Source organism: Herbaspirillum sp. YR522 (genome assembly GCF_000282575.1).
Classification (GTDB): Bacteria; Pseudomonadota; Gammaproteobacteria; order Burkholderiales; family Burkholderiaceae_D; genus Herbaspirillum.
Genome location: NZ_AKJA01000138.1, coordinates 73232 through 91155, shown reverse-complemented (window position 1 = coordinate 91155; position 17924 = coordinate 73232). Strand labels below are relative to the sequence as shown.

The window sequence follows — 17924 nt, the reverse complement described above, 5'->3', positions numbered from 1 at the left end:
CCGCCGCGAAGTGGTCCCCAAGATCATGGAGTCGGTCACCAGCACCCTGATCGCCGCCGGCATCCCGGCCCAGGCCGACGGCGGTTACTGCAGCGCCGGTGGCGCGCACGCCGCCCGAGATGACGCTGCTGATGGCGGTACCGAGCACGGCGGCGGTGACCAGGGTGGCAACCGACCAAGCCAAGAAGCCGTGGGCGGTATCGCGGAAGTACACTTCACGGGTATGCACGCCAGCCCACTTCACCCGCAGGCGACCGGCCAGGTAGCCACCGATGGCCGACGCCGCCAGTTGGGTGAAGACCAGCCAGACGGCACCGGAAATACCGATGGTCTTGGCCGACAGGCCTTCGCCCGACCAGGGCGAGACCGACGAGAATCCAAGACCGAAGCCCAGGATCAACAGGATGAATGACAGTGCGGCCGCCCCGGCGGCGCCGCCCAGGACGGCCCCCCAGGAAACGCCCGAGCCGGTCAATGCGGCCGATTCGCCAGCGGTGGCGCCAGCGGCGACAAAGCCGGCGCTCTCGTTATATACAACGTGGTTGTTCATGTTGCCTCCTCAGTGTCCAATAAGCATCACGCCTGATGCGGCCGACAATGACCGCGACCAGGCTCGCGTCGATTCGCTTGATCCGTTTGTTTTCATGGCAAGGCTGTGTTGGTTCTGGCTACGCCGGCAGTGCGGCGCGCGCAATCATCACGGTTCGAATCGACAGGCAGAATTTACGGCTGCCGCGGTTCCTCATCCATAGGACGAAGGCGGGAAACTTCGTAGGACAGCAGGCAGCACGAGCGGCTGCCCCGGGGGCAAAGGCCCGTCGCTAGGCGGGCGAACGGTCGAAATCGAGCGAACTGAGGAGATCGATACTGACGGGCTTGACCAGATACAGGTCGATCCCGGCATGGATGGCGCGCTGCTTGTCGTCGTCGCCACTGAACCCGGAGCACGCCACCATGAACGCATCGCGCACCACATCGATCTTGCGCAGCGCGCGCACCAGGTCGTAGCCCGTCATGTCCTTGAGGCCGATATCGAGCAGCACCGCCTGCGGCGGCGACGCCGCGGCCAGTTGCAAGGCCTGGGTGCCGCTGTAGGCGACGGTGACCTGGTGGCCCAGCAGTTCCATGAGCTCCTTCATGGTGTCGGCGATATCGACGTTGTCATCGACCACCAGGATGCGACGACCCCCAGCCGGGATCGGCGCGGCCTCGACCTGGCTATCGGCGCCACCATCGGCGATGGCGCCCTGCACCAGCGGCAACTCGACGGTGAAGCAACTGCCGCTGCCCAGGCCTGCGCTATAGGCCGAAATCGTGCCGTCGTGCAGTTCGACCAGGCTGCGCGCCAGCGACAGGCCTATGCCCAGGCCGTCCTGGCGATCATGCCCAAGTGCATTGGCCTGGGCAAACATGCCGAAGATCTCGTGCATGCGTTCGGGCGCGAGCCCGATACCGTCATCGACGATGTGCAACCTGACACGATCGGCCACGATCTCGGGGCGTACCTCGATGTGGCCGCCGATGGCGGTGAACTTGGAGGCATTGTTGAGCAGGTTGACCAGCACCTGCACCAGCCGCACTTCGTCGCCATGGACCGTCAGCGCAATCGGAATGGGCGTCAACGACAGTTGCTGCTGCTTGCGCTCGAACTGGCCGCGGGTGCTTTCGACGGCCGCCGCAATGACGCCGCCGAGATCGATGTGGCTCATCTGCAGGGCCAACTTGTCGTGCGACAGCCGTGACACGTCAAGCAGGTCGTCGACCAGCCGCACCATGTGATCGAGGTGACGCGAGATCGTCGCCCGCGCCCGCAGTTCCCAGTCGGGCGCCGCCGGGGAACGTGCGTCGAGGATGGCGATGGCGTTGCGCATGGGGGCCAGCGGGTTGCGCAGTTCGTGTGCCAGCACCGCCAGGAACTCGTCCTTGCGGCGGTCGATCTCGCGCAATTCGTTCTCGACCTTGGCCAGGCGCAGCAAGGCGCGTACGTTGGCCAGCAGCTCGGCCGGCTCGATCGGTTCGAACAGGTAGTTGTCGGCGCCGCCATCGAGGGCGCGGATCTTGTCGGAGACATCGATGTAGGAGGCCGAGGTCTGCAGCACCAGGATGAACGAAGTGGCCGGGTCGGCCTTGAGGCGGGAGCACACCTCCATGCCATGGATATCGGGCAGCTTGACGTCGAGCAGGATCAGCGTCGGGCGCAACTCGCGCGCCAGCGCCAGGGCCTCGGTTCCGCTGGCGGCCTCGATGACCTTCAGCCCGGCTCGCGTCAGGATGCGGGTGCGGGCATAGCGGGCGGCGTTGGTATCGTCGACGTTGAGGATGAGCGGTTCTTGAAGGGGCATGTTCAGTGGACCTCGCGATGCGTCACATGTTCACCGCGTTGGCGGTCGAGGTGGTCCTGTCGAGCTGCCCGGATACCAGCGCGCGCAAGGCGGCCAGCAGTTCGTCGCGCTCCAGCGGCTTCTGGAAATACGCATCGGCACCCAGCCCGATGGCCTTGCGCTTGTCATCGATATCGGAGGCAATGATCACCGGCACATGCCGGCGCGACTCATCGCGCTTTATCTGCACCAGCCAGTGCCACGAGTCGCGGTTGCCCAGCAACAGGTCGAGCACCACGGCGCAAGGCTCGGTATGACGCCATACCGTTTCGGCCTCTGCCAGCGACGTGGCCGCTATCGCGCGAAATTCGGATTGGTGCAGATAACGTTCGTAGAGCAACTGCAGTTCGGGCCGGTCTTCGACCACCAGCACCGCGCGACGCCCGTCGTCGGCGGCTGCCTGGCGCAAGCGCTCGGATGACATGCCGTCGCCGGCGAGCTTGCCGGTATAGTGCGTCGCAATGGTGGCCGTAAATGTCGAGCCCACGCCCGGCTGGCTGCTGGCGCCCACTTCGCCCTGCAATACGTTGGCCAGCTGGCGGCACAGCGGCAAACCCAGGCCGGTCCCCTTGACGTGGCGCTGCAGGTGGTTCTCGACCTGGCTGAATTCTTCGAAGATGATCGGCAGGTTGGCCGCCTCGATGCCGATGCCGGTGTCGGTCACCGAGAAGCGCACCGCCGAATTACCCGGCAGCACCTCGGCACGCACATTGATGGAGCCGCTCTCGGTGAACTTGATGGCGTTGGAGATGAAGTTGCGCAATATCTGTGCGACCTTGCCCTCGTCGGTATGCATCTCGCAATCGTCGGGCGCCTCGAAGCTCAGCTGCAAGCGATCGGACACCAGCAACGGCCGCAACATGCCGCGCAGCGCGCTGAACATCTCGCCGACCTGGAATGTAGCCGGACGGACCTCGACCTTGCCGGCCTCGATCTTGGCCAGGTCGAGCAGGTCGTTGACCAGGTCGGTCAGGGCGCCCGCGCTGTCGAGGATGAAGCGCACCTGGCGCTCCTGCTCGACGCCCAGCTCGCCGTCGACACGGTCCAGCAGCAACTTGGCCAGCGCCCGGATCGACGACAGCGGCGTGCGGAATTCATGGCTCATGTTGGACAGGAAGCGCGACTTGGCCTGGTCGGCGCGACGCAGGTGATCGGCCTTTTCGTCGAGCTCGGCATACAACGCCACCACGCCGCGATTGGTGTCTTCCAGCTCGCGCGTGAGCTGCAGCAATTCGTCCTGGCGCGTCTTGAGCTCGGCCAGCGTGGCCAGCAGTTCCTGGTTCTGGTGCTGCGCTTCCGACAACGCCACATCGGGCTGCTGGATCGTCAGCGATGCGCCCATCTCGCCCAGCATCAGCGTAGTGACCAGCCGCGCGCTGGGCGGCAGCAGCTTGCGCAGGATCACCAGTGTGCCGCGCCCGGGACCGGTATGGACCTCGAATGCATCCATGAGCTTCCTGGCACCCAGCAGCCCCAGCCCCATGCCGGTACTGGACTGGTAATTGCCGCTCAGCACCAGCTCCAGGTCGGCAATGCCGGGGCCCTGGTCGCGCACATGCATCAACAGCGTCTGCGGTGCGGTGGTGCCTTCCAGGAAGAACTCGACCTGGCCATTGGTGGCATAGCGAAATACATTGCGCGCCAGTTCCGAGATGGTGGTGGCGATGCGCACCTGGTCCTGGTGGGTGAAGCCGCACAGGCCGGCGATCTGGCGCGCGCGCTGACGCGCGGCGACAACGTCGACCTCGTTGCGTATCGACACGGTGAGTATGCGTTGCGCCATGCTGCTATCCCTTGCGAAGGGCGAGGACGGTGATATCGTCGCGGCCCCGATAGAAGTCCCGATACAGCACACCGGCGATCAAGGCCGGGTGGGCGTTTTCCAGCCCCGGATAGTCATCCAGGTTCCAGCGACTGCCGAGTCCGTCGGAATGCATCAGCAGCAGCATCCCGTCCTGCCAGGGCAGGGCGAACTGCTGCACCTTGCGCAGGTTGTGACCGACGATACCATTGTGCGAGATAAGGTGCTTGCGTTGCTGGTGGTACAGCGTACACCCGGCGATGTTGCCCACGCCAGCGAATACCACCTGGTCGTCGGCGATGGCGGCCACGGCCAGCGCCGCGCCTCGCGAGCGTTGCAGCGCCGGATGCATGCGTTGCAGCAACTCGGCCGGGCGCGCCGTCAAGGCGGCGCCGTGCATGATCTCCAGCGCCGCATCCGAGGCGGCAGCGGCGGCATCGCCGTGCCCCAGCCCGTCACTGACCATCAGCAATGCCTGCCCGTCGTCGGCGGCGCACCAGGCGGCGTCGCCACAGCTTTGCTCGCTGGGCATCGGTACGCAGATCAGCCCGCACTGCCATGGCTCGACCACGGCGCCCTTGCGCTCCCATACCACGGCGCGCAATACGGTGCCCTGGCCCACTACGGAGTAGAGCGCAAAGGCGTCCGACTGGCGCTCGATGGTGCCCATGCCCACGCCATAGGTGCCGCCGGTGGAGGTGCCGTCGGCCATCGAGGCGCCGATATCGGCAATGCCCGGACCGCCGTCGATGGCCAGCAATTCGATGCCCGATAGACGTGCACCGTCGGCGTCGGTGCCATAGACGGTACGCATCAATACTTCACCGCGCCCGGCGTGCTTGTGTACGTTGGTCGCCGCTTCGCTCACCACCAGCGCCAGGCGCGCGGCGTGATCGGCATGAAAACCGACATCCCGCGCCAGATCGGATGCGGCACGGCGACAGGCGCCGATATCGATGGATTCATTGACCGCGAGGACCTGCTGCGTGCGAGACGCGGTTAGAACATTTTCCATTTTCTTATTGTCACTTCAGTGCCTTCGCCAGGCGCGGTACGGATTTCGAATTCGTCTGAAAGGCGCTTGGCGCCCGACAGTCCCAGACCCAGCCCGCCACCGCTGGTATAACCGTCGGTCAGCGCCAGGCCGATGTCGGCAATGCCCGGCCCTTCATCGGCAAACACCAGTTCGATGCCACGTCGCGTGCCTTCGCTGAGCTCGCGCAGATGTGCCTGCCCGCCGCCGCCGTAGCGCAAGGTGTTGCGTGCCAGTTCGCTGGCCGCAGTGACCATCTTGGTCTGCTCCACGAGCGAAAAGCCGAGCCGCACCAGCATGTCGCGCGCCAGCTTGCGCAGGCGCACGACGTCTTCGTCGGTATGCAACGGCATGTCCTGGACCGGTTCATTCATGGCGCACCCCTCAACCTGCAGTGCGGTCTCACTTGGGCTCCGTTTCCAGCAGCTTGATTCCGCGCTCCACATTGAGTGCGGTCTTGACACCCTGCAAGGTCAGTCCCAGTTCCACCAGGGTGATGGCCACCGCCGGTTGCATGCCCACCACCACGGTCTGGGCGTCCAGCACGCGGGCCATCGAGGCCGTGTTGCTGATCATGCGGCCGATGAACGAGTCCACCACATCCAGCGCCGAGATATCGATGAGCACACCCTTGGCGCCGTCGCTGACGATGCGCGAAGTCAGGTCGTCCTGCAACGCCATGGCCAGCCGGTCATGCATGTCGACCTGGATGGTCACCAGCAGCAACCGTCCCATGCGCAGGATAGGAATTCTCTCCATGGTTCAGTCAGCCGCCTTGTTGAACGAGATCTGCGAACCGGTGCGTGCCAACGCGACCAGGAAGGCGTCGGCCAGCGTGGCCTTGGTGATCACGTCTTCCAGGTTCACACCCAGGTGAACGATGGTCTGGGCGATCTGCGGGCGGATGCCGCTGACGATACAGTCGGCACCCATCAGGCGCGCCGCGGCGATGGTCTTGAGCAAGTGCTGCGCCACCAGCGTGTCAACCGTCGGTACGCCGGTGATGTCGATGATGGCGATCATGGCGCCGGTCTCGACGATCTTCTGCAGCAGGCTTTCCATGACGACCTGGGTGCGCGAACTGTCGAGGGTCCCGATCAGGGGCAGCGCCAGCACGTTCTTCCACAGCTGCACCACCGGGGTGGACAACTCCATGAGCTCCTGCTGCTGGCGCAGGATGACCTGTTCGCGCGCCTTCTGGTGCACTTCGATCGTAAACAGCCCCAGTCGGTCGAACAGCGAACTGGTGGCGGCGATCTCATCGGCCAGTTGTTGCGGCTGGTCAACCAGCGCCGCGCGCAGGTACTGGAACAGAGGTTCCTTCAATGCGAACACGAAACTGGCGGTTTCGAGCGATGAAAAGCCCTGTTGCGCACGCGAACGCGACAGTTCCGACAGCAGGTGCCTGAGATCGCCCCAGGCCGAGCTGTCGATGTCGCGGCTGTCCGCGCTTTGCAGGGTCTTCGACAACAGTGGCAGGAATTGCTCGGCCTGGCGGCGGATTTCGAGCTCGCCGCCCTTGTCCTTGCGGCCCATCTTGCTCACGAGCGAATTGATCCAGCCATCGAGCAGAATATCGTGTTGTTGAACCAGTACCTGAACCAATTGCTCAGTACGTGCCGATGTCATCTTTATTATCCTTGGCAAGGCGTGCCCCGGCACCGCTGGGTGCGGGCGATTGTTGAATTGAATTTTCTTCCTGCCGCGCTCCGTCTACCCCGGCGGCAGGGCAGATCATTCTAGGAGATCGGTCAATATGGCGCTTGTCAGACATGACCGACACCGCTTGTAGGAATCCATAACCCCCCCCTGCTGTGGACAATGCAGCTCGCCTTTGTTGCTCACCGGTGTATCGCCCACTGCAATGCCAGCGTGGCGCCAAACAAGGCAGCGCCGATCAGGGCACCGACCACCGTGCCGTTGATGCGGATGTATTGCAGGTCGCGGCCGATATTGAGTTCGACCTGGCGCGCCAGCTCAACGGCATCCCAGTTCTTGACGGTCTCGCTGATGTGGCGCGTGAGCAATTGCGTCATCTCGGGACCAAGCGTGGCGATGGCCTGTTCCAGGCGCGCATTGAGCGTGGCGCGCAGGTGCTGGTCGTCCTGCAGCGCCTGGCCGATCCATTGCGCCGCGCCGCTGGCCTTGGCGTGCAGGGCCGAGTCGGGCTGGGCCAGGTCGCGCTGCAACCAGCCGCGGATGTTTCCCCACAGGCCGGACAGGTAGGTGCTGACTGCCTCGCCCTCCAGCAATTCCTGCTTGATGCGCTGGCCGCGCGCCTGCATTGCGGGGTCGTGCTTGAGTTGCTCGATGAATGCCGCCAATTGCTCGTCGAAGGCGCGGCGCAGCGCATGCTCGGGATCGTTGGCAATACCGGTGAGAAGCTTGTCGATGATCTCGGCCAGGGTATCGGCCGACTTCTCGCCGATCCAGGTCGACGGCAACAGCTTCTCGATCTTCGGGTACTCCTGGCGCAACCATTGGACCATGTGTTCGGCAATGAAGGCGCGGGTGGAATCGCGATTGAGCAAGGCGGCTACCTGGCCGATGGCCTGGTCCAGCAGTTCCTGGTGGCGTCCGTCGCGGGTGAGCACATCGAGGATCGCACCCAGCGAACGCGACAGGTCGACCCGTTCGAATGCGGCATGCATGGCCTCGCGCGCGAAACGCTGGATGGCGCGGTCGTCGGCCATATCCAAAACCTGGGCCAGCGCGGCACATAGATAAGTGCCCACTTGCCGGGCATGGGCCGGATCGGCCAGCCACTCGGCGACCAGGCGCGCCGGATCGTGGCGCTTGATCAGCGTTGCCAGTGCATGCGGGTTGAGGAATTTTTCCTCGACGAACACCGCCAGGTTATCGGCGATGCGGTCCTTGTTGCGGGCGATGACGGCGGTATGCGACGACAGCAGCGGAATGGGAATCCGGCGGAACAGGGCGCTCACGGCGAACCAGTCGGCCAGGGCGCCGACCATCGCCGCCTCGGCCATGGCGCGCAGCAGGTCGCTCCACAACATGCGCGGCGCCAGCGAGGCGGCAACGAAGACCAGCGCCGCGCCGACCAGCCAGGCCAGTGCCAGCAGCTTGGCGCGCCGCAGCGCGGTTGCCTTGTCCATGGTATGGCTCGATCGTGAAGTGATGGGCGTTTTTTGCATTCGACGATGATAGTCCTAGTACTGGCAAGCAGGTGCGGCTCGTGATCGGCGGGGGCTTGTATCGATGCGCTTTGATAGTTGCGGCAAGCAGTGGTCCGGCCGCACATTCGTCGCAGTCGTCGGTCAAAATGCGGCCCAGGCGCTGGAGTTTAACCACCGGTTGGCAATCGAAGCGGCGACGTCGACTGTGCGTCCTGACGTCGCGTGCATGCTCCAGGTTGACAAGTCGGGTGTGCCGAACTTCGCACATCGACAACTTTCGAACCACAAACCCATTTCTGCTGGAATGTAAAAAATGTCGCTTATAGTAGCGAGTCGATCAAGTTTAGATGGTGGACCGTCATCGCAAGACATCGGATTCTTTGAGCGATGAAAAAGACGAAACCATTGCTCAGCTCTCGCGAAATATTTGGACTAAACGTTCGAAAAGCGCGCAGATTGAAAGAGATCTCCCAGGAAGAACTTGCCTTCCGTGCAGATATAAGTCGTACTTACCTCAGCGAAGTCGAGCGCGGTGAACGCAACATCTCCGTGAACAATATGGAAGCGCTCGCCATTGCCTTGGATCTCACCCTTCCCGATCTGCTCAACCCCACGTTGTTTTCAGTTGCGGCAAATATCGCGTTGGACTGAGTCGACTGAACATCTCTCTTTCGGACTGCCATGACTGACATCGATTTTTTCTACCCTGATCTTCGCACACAGCAATTCCTGATGCTATGCGTGGAAGAGGCCTCCAACGGACGCAAGTCACGCGGCGGCTACACTGTCGACAACCTGGTCGAGGACGCTCCATCCGATTCGGGCAAACCCAGCGCACGCCAGGTCTTCGGCGAAAACGTGCGCAAGGCGCGTCGCCTGCAGGACCTCTCCCAGCGCGAACTGGCGGCGCGCGCCGGCCTGAGCTGCAAGTACCTGAGCGAACTCGAGCGCGGCCGGCCGAACTTCTCCATCCATCACATGGAAGCACTGGGCGAAGCCCTCGGCATCAGCGTCGGCGACCTGTGCGACCAGCAGCTTTTCACGGCGCTGCTGGCTGAACGTTGAGCTGCTAGCGACCACGGTTTGCGGGTCCTGGGTGCATCGGTTTCGGCACCGGCAACAAAAAAGCCAACTCTGACGAGTTGGCTTTTTTATTTGCTTCTTGATGATGTCCTTGCCCGGCGAACGGGACGATTCATCGCCGACCTGTCCGGTGATATCGGACAGCCACATCACACATCGATATTGCCGGCCTGCAGCGCATTGCTCTCGATGAAAGCGCGACGCGGTTCGACATCGTCGCCCATCAGCGTCATGAAGATCTGGTCGGCGGCGATCGCGTCTTCGATCTGCACCTTCAGCAGTCGGCGTACGGTCGGGTCCATCGTGGTTTCCCACAGCTGTTCCGGGTTCATTTCACCCAGTCCCTTGTAGCGCTGCTTGTTGACGCCGCGCTCGGCTTCGTCGCGCAACCAGTTCATGGCCTGGCGGAAGTCGATGATGGCCGACTCCTTGCGCTTGTCGCCATTGCCGCGCGCGACCGTGGCGCCCTTGCGGATCAGGCCCTTGAAGGTCTGGGCGGCGTTCGACAACACCTGGTAGTCGGGGCCCGACACGAAATCGGCATCGATCACCGTGGCCTTGATATTGCCGTGCTGGCGGCGACGGATGTGCAACGCCAGCTTTTCGGACAATTCGTCCTGCTTGGCCACCACCTCGACGGTCGGGTCGTTGATCGCGCGGGTCAATTCGATCGCCGTCGCTTCGGCCTGCTGCAGGTCGTCCAGCTGCAGCACCACGCCGCCGTTCATGATGGCGCTCAGGGCGGCATCGTCGATGGCACGGGTCAGCCGCAGGATGATCGCGTTGGCGGTATTGTATTGACGCGCCAGTTCGACCAGGGCGTCGCCCGAGATCGGGGCCGCGTCCTCGGCCGGCTTGATCTCGGCATCGTTGAGCGCAATCTGCATCATGTATTGCGCTTCCTCGATATCGTCCTTCAGGTAGCGCTCGTCCTTGCCGGCCTTGACCTTGTACAGCGGCGGCTGGGCGATGTAGATGTGACCGCGCTCTACCAGCTGCGGCATCTGGCGATAGAACAGCGTCAGCAGCAGCGTGCGGATGTGCGCGCCGTCGACGTCGGCATCGGTCATGATGATGATGCGGTGGTAGCGCAGCTTGTCGGCATTGAATTCGTCCACGCCGATGCTGGTGCCCAGGGTGGCAATGAGGGTGGTGATCTGTTCGGAAGAGAGCATCTTCTCGAAGCGGGCCTTTTCGACATTGAGCACCTTGCCGCGCAGCGGCAGGATGGCCTGGAACTTGCGGTCGCGGCCTTGCTTGGCCGACCCGCCCGCGGAGTCGCCCTCGACGATGTACAGTTCGCACAGGGCCGGGTCACGCTCCTGGCAATCGGCCAGCTTGGACGACAGGCCCAGGCCATCCATGACGCCCTTGCGGCGCGTCAGCTCGCGCGCCTTGCGGGCAGCCTCGCGGGCACGCGCGGCTTCGACGATCTTGCCGCAGATGATCTTGGCGTCGTTCGGCTTTTCCATCAGGTAGTCGGTCAGTGTCTTGGCGACGATTTCCTCGACCGGGCCGCGCACTTCGGACGACACCAGCTTGTCCTTGGTCTGCGAGCTGAACTTGGGTTCCGGCACCTTCACCGACAATACGCAGGTCAGGCCTTCGCGCATGTCGTCACCCGATACCTCGACCTTGGCCTTCTTGGCGAAATCGTGCTCTTCGATGTACTTGTTGATGACCCGCGTCATCGCCGCGCGCAAGCCGGTCAGGTGGCTGCCGCCGTCACGCTGGGGGATGTTGTTGGTGAAGCACAGCACCTGCTCGTTGAAGGCATCGTTCCATTGCATCGACACGTCCACCGTGATGTTGGTGCCGTGGTCGGAAATGCGCTCGCCGGTGGCCTGGAACACGGTCGGGTGCAGCACGTTCTTGTTCTTGTTGATGTATTCGACGAAACCGCGGGTGCCGCCCTCGAAGGCGAACAGTTCTTCCTTGCCGGTGCGCTGGTCGGACAGCTTGATGTTGACGCCATTGTTGAGGAAGGACAGCTCGCGGATACGCTTGGCCAGGATCTCGTAGTGGAATTCGACGTGCGTGAAGATCTCTTCGTCGGCCCAGAAATGCACTTCGGTACCGCGCTTGTCGGTGTCGCCCACGACCTTGATCGGGGACACGGCAACGCCGTCCACGGTCTCCAGCTCGCGGTTCTGTACGATGCCCTTGGCGAACTCCATCGTATGCACATGACCGTCGCGGCGAATGGTCAGCTTGAGCATCTTCGAGAGCGCATTGACGCACGACACGCCCACGCCGTGCAGACCACCCGACACCTTGTACGAGTTCTGGTCGAACTTGCCGCCGGCGTGCAGCTCGGTCATCACGATCTCGGCTGCCGAACGCTTGGGTTCGTGCTTGTCGTCCATCTTCAGGCCGGTCGGGATGCCGCGGCCGTTATCGGTGATCGAGATCGAATTGTCGGCGTGGATGGTGACGTGGATCTCGGTGCAGTAGCCGGCCAGCGACTCGTCGATCGAGTTGTCCAGCACTTCGAACACCAGGTGATGCAGGCCGGTGCCATCAGAGGTATCGCCAATGTACATGCCGGGGCGCTTGCGGACCGCTTCCAGCCCTTCCAGGATCTGGATGGACGAGGCGCCGTAGCTTTGTTGCGCGGAATTGGTGTTGTCTGCTGGGCTGGAGGACATGGTTACCTTCTGAATGAGCTAGCCGAACGACTAGGAGACTGCAAAAACGGGGGAAAAACGGATTTCTTAAAAGCGACCGAGGGGCCGTATCGAACGGCCCCTCGGTCACTTGCAGACGCTGTCGCGTCAAATACGCATCGGCATGACGACGTACTTGAAGTCGGCGTTGTCGGGGATGGTGATCAAGGCCTGCGAGTTGGAATCGCCCAGCGCGATGTGCACGTAGTCGTGCTTCAGGTTGTTGAGCACGTCCAGCAGGTAGCTGACGTTGAAGCCGATGTCGACGCTGTCGCCACCGTAGTCGATCTCGAGTTCTTCGACCGCTTCTTCCTGGTCCGCATTGGTGGAGCTGATCTTCAGGCTGCCGGGTGCCACCACCCAACGCACACCCTTGAACTTGTCGCTGGTCATGATCGCGGCGCGTTGCAGCGAGCGCAGCAGCTGCTCGCGGCTGATCGTGAACCCGTTCTTGTAGCCGCTCGGGATGACCCGGGTGTAGTCAGGGAACTTGCCCTCGACCAGCTTGGAAATCAACTCGATGTCGCCGAAGCTCAGCTTGACCTGGTTGTTGGCGATCTCCAGCTTGACCTCGTCGTCGCTGTCGTCGAGCAGGCGTTGCAATTCGATGATGGTCTTGCGCGGGATGATCACTTCCTGGCGCGGGAACTCGGCTTCGGTCACGACCTGGCAAAACGCCAGGCGGTGGCCGTCGGTGGCAACCGCGATCACGTTCTTGCCCTCGACCACCAGCAACAGGCCGTTCAGGTAATAACGGATGTCCTGTTGCGCCATGGCGAAGTGCACCATGTTGAACAGGTGCTTCAAGGTCTTTTGCGGCAGGGCGACCTGGGCGTTGTACTGCTCCGCCTCCTTCATGATCGGGAACTCTTCGGCGGCCAGCGTCTGCAGCGCGAAGCGCGACTTGCCCGACTGCACGGTCAGGCGCTTGTTGGACAACGAGATCGACACCTCGCCCGAATCCGGCAGCGCCCGCAGGATATCGAGCAACTTGCGCGCCGCGACGGTGATCTTGGCGGCATCGCTGCCGGCACCGACCTCGGCATGCGTGGTGATCTGCACTTCGATGTCGGTCGACAGGAACGAGACCTGCTCGCCTTCCTTGCTGATGAGGATATTGGCCAGAATCGGCATGGTGTGCCGACGCTCGACAATACCGCTCACAATCTGCAGGGGCCGCAGGAGCGTATCTCTTTGGGTTTTAACCAATTGCATATCTGTGTGTCCTTGCTAATAGTGGTTCAAAGGATGCTGTTGGCTGCTTCCAGCTTCTCGCTTACACCAGTGCCGCACGTGCCCTCCCTGCGATGAAGTGGTGGATCGCACCGTCGTTTTTCGCCTGCCAGCAGCCCCCGGCTACAAAGCAAGGTCGCTTGGGCCATGCAGCCCCGGCTACCTGGGGCCCCTGGCCGCTGCATTGCTACGGCATTGCAAACAGCGTCGACGATCAGCGTCCGCTTGATGCATTTGGCAAAACAATAGGAACAATTGAATCAAATTTCGCCGAAGTAGGCAGATTTTATTCGAATTTTCCTTGATGCCCCACTGGCCTCACCGAATGCGTGGAAACACGGGTGAGATCCGGCGAAATATCGTCTTACATTGTACCAATCATCCCCCCTTCGAGGGAGCTTTCAGGTCGGGGAGGGGAAGTGAAATTTACGGTTTCTGGACGTTTGGCGGCGTTTTCAAGCTCATTATCTGCCACTGCTTTATTGCTCTATGGCATTTTTTCACCATGGCAGTCGCCGCCGGGCAGCTGCGTTCGCCGAAGCAGGGGCCCAACCGTAAAAATGCCGCAGGGCAATACGCCGTGCGGCATGCTGGGGACAAATTTATCCACAAGCCCCTGGGACCAGCCGGACTATCCCTTCAACGTCTGTTCGAGGACGTGCAATTCGTGATTGCACTCCGGGCTCTTGGCGCGGTCGGCGGCGATCTTGCGCACTGCGTGCAAGACCGTGGTGTGGTCGCGCCCGCCGAACAGGTCGCCGATCTCCGGCAGGCTTTTCTGCGTCAGCTCCTTGGCCAGGTACATCGCGATCTGGCGTGGGCGGGCGATGTTGGCGGGACGCTTCTTCGAATACATGTCGGCGACCTTCATGTTGAAGAAGTCGGCCACCGTCTTCTGGATATTCTCGACCGAGATCTGGCGGTTCTGCACCGACAACAGGTCCTTCAGGGCTTCCTTGACCACGTCGATGGTGATGTCCTTGCCGTGGAAGCGCGAGTACGCCAGGATCTTGCGCAATGCGCCTTCGAGCTCGCGCACGTTGGAGCGCAGGTGCTTGCCGACGAAGAAGGCGACATCGTCCGACAGCACCACGTCTTCGGCCGCCGCTTTCTTCATCAGGATCGCGACCCGCATCTCGAGCTCGGGAGGCTCGATGGCCACCGTCAACCCCGAATCGAAGCGCGAGATCAGGCGGTCATCCATCCCGGTGATTTCCTTGGGGTAGGTGTCGCTGGTGATGATGATCTGCTTCTTGGCCGCAATCAGCGCCTCGAAGGCGTAGAAGAACTCTTCCTGGGTACGGCTCTTGCCACCGAAGAACTGGATATCATCGATCAGCAGCAGATCCAGCGAATGGTAATAGCGCTTGAAGTCGTCGAATCCCTTGCGCTGGTAGGCGGTCACGACGTCACGCACGTATTGCTCTGCGTGGATGTAGCGGATCTTGGCGCCGGGATTGTCGATCAGCACCTGGTTGCCGATGGCATGAATGATGTGGGTCTTACCCAAACCCACGCCGCCGTAGAGGAACAGCGGGTTGTACGACACGCCGGGATTGTTGGCCACCTGCGTGGCCGCTGCGCGGGCCAGCTGGTTGGCCTTACCGGTAACCAGGTTGTCGAAGGTCAGCACCGGGTTGATGCGCGACTGCTCCTGGCGCGGCGCAACCGCGCGTACCGGTTCCGGGTCCAGGTGCATCTGTTCATGCGTAGGCAGGCCCAGGCCGCTGGCGCCATTGCCGTGGCTGGATGCCGCTGGCGGCGCACTGGTGGTCGTGCGGCGCGCCTGGTTGCCGCGCGGGTCGAGCACGAACAGCACCTCGATCGGTTGCTCCCAATAGTCGCTGGCCAGCGCCGTGATGCGGTTGGCGAACTGGGCCTTGACCCAATCGAGCTTGAAGCGATTGGGCGCGGCAATGCGCAATTGACCATCGTCATAGTCGAGCGGGATCAATGGCTTGATCCAGGCGCTGTACTGCTGCGGAGTCAGTTCATGCTCGAGCTTGGTCGTGCACGTCTGCCAAAAATTTTCCATGGCGTTCTATTGAAGTTGGCGCGCGCAGTACGGACAAGAAATGGCACGAACCGGCGCAAACGAAGGGGAGCATTCTACCTTGGTCCGGCCAAGTTATCCACAGGACGCTGACTGCTTTTGCCGCTCGGCCTGATGCTATCCACAGGCCAGCGGGCAACCGGATCCGCCAATGTTGTGGACAACTGAGGCATACAGGCCGGTTTCGAGGGACAGAGTGACACCCGGCGTCGGGCTGGATCCGGCAGTTACCCACGGTTTTTTTTGTAACAGCAGTCGGCCGGGGTGTCCGGCTGGACAGATTCTTGGTGCTGCTGTGGATAAACACATCCTTGATGCCATTGCCCTGTGGACAAGGATGGACGCCGCGCCCGGCGTGCGCCTATGAATTAGGCAGCCACCATGCCATCGATGAAGACCTTCATCTCGCCGGGCTGGTACTGGGTCCAGGTTTCATTATTGGTCAGGGGCTGGGTCACGATGACCGCGACCCGGTCGTTGACGGTGGTGACTTCGGCGAAGTCCACCGACAGGTCTTCATCGGACAGGCGTGCCGTGGCAAACGGATGCTGGCGGATGATGTAGTACAGGTTGGTCGAACAATGGGTCAGCAGCGCCGAACCGTCCGATAGCAACATGTTGAAGGTGCCATGGCTGGCGATGAAGTCGACGATCTCGCGCAAGGCGATGCGCAGGTCGGCCAGCAATGGCAGCTCGGCGCCGAAGCGCTTGCGCAGTTGCTGCAGGATGTAGCAGAACGCCAGTTCGCTATCGGTGGTGCCCACCGGATGGAAAGGCCCATCGAGCTCCGGGGTGAAATTCTTCAGGTCGCCGTTGTGGGCGAACACCCAGTAACGCCCCCACAGCTCACGCACGAAGGGGTGGCAATTGGCCAGCGCCACCCGGCCCTGGGTTGCCTTGCGGATGTGGGCTATGACATGTTGCGACTTGATCGGGTAGTGCTTGATCAACTGGGCGACGGGCGAATCCACGGCGGCCTGGTGGTCGACGAAGGTCCGCACGCCGGCCCCTTCGAAGAAGGCGATCCCCCAGCCGTCACTGTGGTGGTCGGTCAATCCGCCGCGGGTGGCAAAGCCGGTAAAACTGAAGACGATATCGGTCGGCGTGTTGCAATTCATCCCGAGAAGCTGGCACATGATGTCTGAAGCGTGAAGAGGTTTGCCGAAAGGCCGAAGTTACCATGAGAGCGGGCCGAACTTCGATGACCAAAGGCCATGCGGACAAAAAAAGCCCCGCAGCTTTGGGCTGCGGGGCTAATCCTTCCTAAAGAGGGAGGAGGAGACACGGTACGTACTGCAAATTCGATATCACTGGCCTGGTCTGCCACCAGGCGCCTTGGGCGAATCAATCACGCGCGGCCATGGTGCGCAGTTCCGCGGCGAAATTCGGCTGGGTAGCGCTATATTCGTTGGCCATGCGGTTGAGCATGCGCTTGCCACTGAACCGGTGCGCCAGGATGCGCTGCTCGAGCGACTTGCGGGGCTTGACCAACACCATCAGCGCTTGCGCCACCCCGACCAGCAGGGGCTTGAACACCATCAGCAAGGTCACCAGCGCCCCCAGGCCCAGGACCGGGCGCAGATAGGCGCTAGCGGCGGCAATCAGCGTCTGCGCGACGGGGATCGCGGTCTCGACGGGAAAAGCCAGGGTCAGGAAGGACATGTTATTTCTACCTCTGATAATGCGCGGAACGACGGTCGAATTCAGTGTGCTGCGTCGCAGTATAGGATCGTTGAATTTGTACGACCACTTTAGAGTTCTCATAACTGATATAGGCTATGTGAATATGGCGGGGAATGCACCGCAAGGCGTGCCTACACAGCCCACGGCGTCGATGCGGAGCATCCACCATGCGCAGGCGGCTGGGCCCGCTGTTGTTTTTTCGCAGCCCGCCGTCGCCGCTGGGTGCATGATGCAACCGACGAAAAAAAACCCCACAGGCCAAGCCTGCGGGGTTAATCCTTCCTAAAGAGGGAGGAGGAGACAACGGATCGGTGTCCAGACGCGTGGATCGAATCAGCGTCAACACAAGCGCCGTACGCGCCGAACAACCGAAATCCTTCACACCAGGCGCACAGGCCGTTTGAGCCTGGCGCCAAATTGCACGCGGTAGCGCGCAACTGGTAAAAATGGTAAACCTTGAATCTTTTGGTACTGCGAAACTGCGGTCATCGCGGCAATGCGCCGCGGCCCGATCAGCCGCGCGAAGCGATGAAGCGCAGTTCTGCAGCCAGGTTGGGCTGGGTGGCTTCGAACTTGTCTGCCATGCGGTTCAGTTGCTTGGTGCCTTGCGAACGCTCTTGTTCGGCTGCCACCAGTGCCACGGCTTGCAGTTCGTGCGCCTTGACGAAATGGATGAAGATGCTGCGCAGGACGGCTGCGAACTTGCTCTTGAAAGTGGTCGGTGCTGCTTGGGCGATGGTGTTCATGATTCGATCCTTTACGATGTGTGTTATGTTGCATTGCAGTGTAGAGAACTCGAATTCAGATGACCAATTTCCTTTTCGGATATCAGTTATATAATTCGTGAATAGCTA

15 protein-coding genes and 1 pseudogene are annotated in these 17924 nt (G+C 61.9%); 2 read left to right on the top strand and 14 right to left on the bottom strand.

The annotated features are described in order from the left end of the window. The 8 genes and pseudogenes from PMI40_RS20115 to PMI40_RS20080 form a co-directional block, all read right to left on the bottom strand. Positions 1-550: pseudogene (locus PMI40_RS20115) on the bottom strand (hypothetical protein); the annotation flags it as partial. Between the two features lie 271 nt (positions 551-821). Next, a complete protein-coding gene (locus tag PMI40_RS20110) occupies positions 822-2342 on the bottom strand; it encodes a response regulator (RefSeq protein WP_008119157.1) in 1521 nt (506 codons plus the stop codon). 22 nt (positions 2343-2364) lie between these two features. Then, positions 2365-4164: an ATP-binding protein gene (locus PMI40_RS20105; protein ID WP_008119155.1), complete on the bottom strand. Its 1800-nt coding sequence runs from the start codon at positions 4162-4164 to the stop codon at positions 2365-2367. 4 nt (positions 4165-4168) lie between these two features. Then, positions 4169-5197, bottom strand: coding sequence for an ATP-binding SpoIIE family protein phosphatase (locus PMI40_RS20100; RefSeq protein ID WP_008119153.1), 1029 nt, complete (start codon positions 5195-5197; stop codon positions 4169-4171). Further along, complete coding sequence (locus PMI40_RS20095) at positions 5182-5589, bottom strand: anti-sigma regulatory factor (RefSeq protein ID WP_008119151.1); 408 nt, start codon at positions 5587-5589, stop codon at positions 5182-5184. The genes PMI40_RS20100 and PMI40_RS20095 overlap by 16 nt, the downstream gene beginning before the upstream one ends. A gap of 28 nt (positions 5590-5617) precedes the next feature. Then, positions 5618-5974 carry an STAS domain-containing protein gene (locus tag PMI40_RS20090; RefSeq protein ID WP_008119149.1) on the bottom strand — a complete coding sequence of 119 codons (357 nt, stop codon included), beginning with the start codon at positions 5972-5974 and terminating at the stop codon, positions 5618-5620. 3 nt (positions 5975-5977) lie between these two features. Next, positions 5978-6844, bottom strand: a complete 867-nt coding sequence (locus tag PMI40_RS20085; RefSeq protein ID WP_008119147.1) for an STAS domain-containing protein — start codon at positions 6842-6844, stop codon at positions 5978-5980. Between the two features lie 212 nt (positions 6845-7056). Further along, the gene (locus tag PMI40_RS20080; protein ID WP_008119145.1) at positions 7057-8331 is read right to left on the bottom strand and encodes a DUF445 domain-containing protein; all 1275 of its coding nucleotides are present in this window, start codon (positions 8329-8331) and stop codon (positions 7057-7059) included. A gap of 408 nt (positions 8332-8739) precedes the next feature. Here PMI40_RS20080 and PMI40_RS20075 point away from each other — a divergent pair, with 408 nt between their 5' ends. After that, complete coding sequence (locus PMI40_RS20075) at positions 8740-9003, top strand: helix-turn-helix domain-containing protein (protein ID WP_008119144.1); 264 nt, start codon at positions 8740-8742, stop codon at positions 9001-9003. 30 nt (positions 9004-9033) lie between these two features. Further along, positions 9034-9417: a helix-turn-helix domain-containing protein gene (locus tag PMI40_RS20070; RefSeq protein WP_008119142.1), complete on the top strand. Its 384-nt coding sequence runs from the start codon at positions 9034-9036 to the stop codon at positions 9415-9417. Positions 9418-9584: 167 nt separating this feature from the next. On the opposite strand, the gene gyrB is transcribed toward PMI40_RS20070, so the two are convergent. The 6 genes from gyrB to PMI40_RS20040 form a co-directional block, all read right to left on the bottom strand. After that, the gene (gene gyrB / locus PMI40_RS20065) at positions 9585-12083 is read right to left on the bottom strand and encodes a DNA topoisomerase (ATP-hydrolyzing) subunit B (protein WP_008119140.1); all 2499 of its coding nucleotides are present in this window, start codon (positions 12081-12083) and stop codon (positions 9585-9587) included. Positions 12084-12209: 126 nt separating this feature from the next. Beyond that, positions 12210-13316: a DNA polymerase III subunit beta gene (gene dnaN, locus PMI40_RS20060; RefSeq protein ID WP_008119137.1), complete on the bottom strand. Its 1107-nt coding sequence runs from the start codon at positions 13314-13316 to the stop codon at positions 12210-12212. Positions 13317-13965: 649 nt separating this feature from the next. Continuing rightward, complete coding sequence (gene dnaA, locus PMI40_RS20055) at positions 13966-15369, bottom strand: chromosomal replication initiator protein DnaA (protein ID WP_008119135.1); 1404 nt, start codon at positions 15367-15369, stop codon at positions 13966-13968. 386 nt (positions 15370-15755) lie between these two features. Then, complete coding sequence (locus tag PMI40_RS20050; RefSeq protein WP_008119132.1) at positions 15756-16523, bottom strand: class II glutamine amidotransferase; 768 nt, start codon at positions 16521-16523, stop codon at positions 15756-15758. A 208-nt stretch (positions 16524-16731) separates the two neighbouring features. Further along, a complete protein-coding gene (locus PMI40_RS20045) occupies positions 16732-17049 on the bottom strand; it encodes a hypothetical protein (RefSeq protein WP_008119130.1) in 318 nt (105 codons plus the stop codon). 533 nt (positions 17050-17582) lie between these two features. After that, a complete protein-coding gene (locus tag PMI40_RS20040) occupies positions 17583-17816 on the bottom strand; it encodes a hypothetical protein (protein WP_008119128.1) in 234 nt (77 codons plus the stop codon). Positions 17817-17924: the final 108 nt, after the last annotated feature.

Coding starts and splice junctions, on each gene's coding strand:
- PMI40_RS20110 (WP_008119157.1), bottom strand. CDS start 2,342: ATGCCCCTTCAAGAACCGCTCATCCTCAACGTCGACGATACCAACGCC.
- PMI40_RS20105 (WP_008119155.1), bottom strand. CDS start 4,164: ATGGCGCAACGCATACTCACCGTGTCGATACGCAACGAGGTCGACGTT.
- PMI40_RS20100 (WP_008119153.1), bottom strand. CDS start 5,197: ATGGAAAATGTTCTAACCGCGTCTCGCACGCAGCAGGTCCTCGCGGTC.
- PMI40_RS20095 (WP_008119151.1), bottom strand. CDS start 5,589: ATGAATGAACCGGTCCAGGACATGCCGTTGCATACCGACGAAGACGTC.
- PMI40_RS20090 (WP_008119149.1), bottom strand. CDS start 5,974: ATGGAGAGAATTCCTATCCTGCGCATGGGACGGTTGCTGCTGGTGACC.
- PMI40_RS20085 (WP_008119147.1), bottom strand. CDS start 6,844: ATGACATCGGCACGTACTGAGCAATTGGTTCAGGTACTGGTTCAACAA.
- PMI40_RS20080 (WP_008119145.1), bottom strand. CDS start 8,331: ATGGACAAGGCAACCGCGCTGCGGCGCGCCAAGCTGCTGGCACTGGCC.
- PMI40_RS20075 (WP_008119144.1), top strand. CDS start 8,740: ATGAAAAAGACGAAACCATTGCTCAGCTCTCGCGAAATATTTGGACTA.
- PMI40_RS20070 (WP_008119142.1), top strand. CDS start 9,034: ATGACTGACATCGATTTTTTCTACCCTGATCTTCGCACACAGCAATTC.
- gyrB (WP_008119140.1), bottom strand. CDS start 12,083: ATGTCCTCCAGCCCAGCAGACAACACCAATTCCGCGCAACAAAGCTAC.
- dnaN (WP_008119137.1), bottom strand. CDS start 13,316: ATGCAATTGGTTAAAACCCAAAGAGATACGCTCCTGCGGCCCCTGCAG.
- dnaA (WP_008119135.1), bottom strand. CDS start 15,369: ATGGAAAATTTTTGGCAGACGTGCACGACCAAGCTCGAGCATGAACTG.
- PMI40_RS20050 (WP_008119132.1), bottom strand. CDS start 16,523: ATGTGCCAGCTTCTCGGGATGAATTGCAACACGCCGACCGATATCGTC.
- PMI40_RS20045 (WP_008119130.1), bottom strand. CDS start 17,049: ATGTCCTTCCTGACCCTGGCTTTTCCCGTCGAGACCGCGATCCCCGTC.
- PMI40_RS20040 (WP_008119128.1), bottom strand. CDS start 17,816: ATGAACACCATCGCCCAAGCAGCACCGACCACTTTCAAGAGCAAGTTC.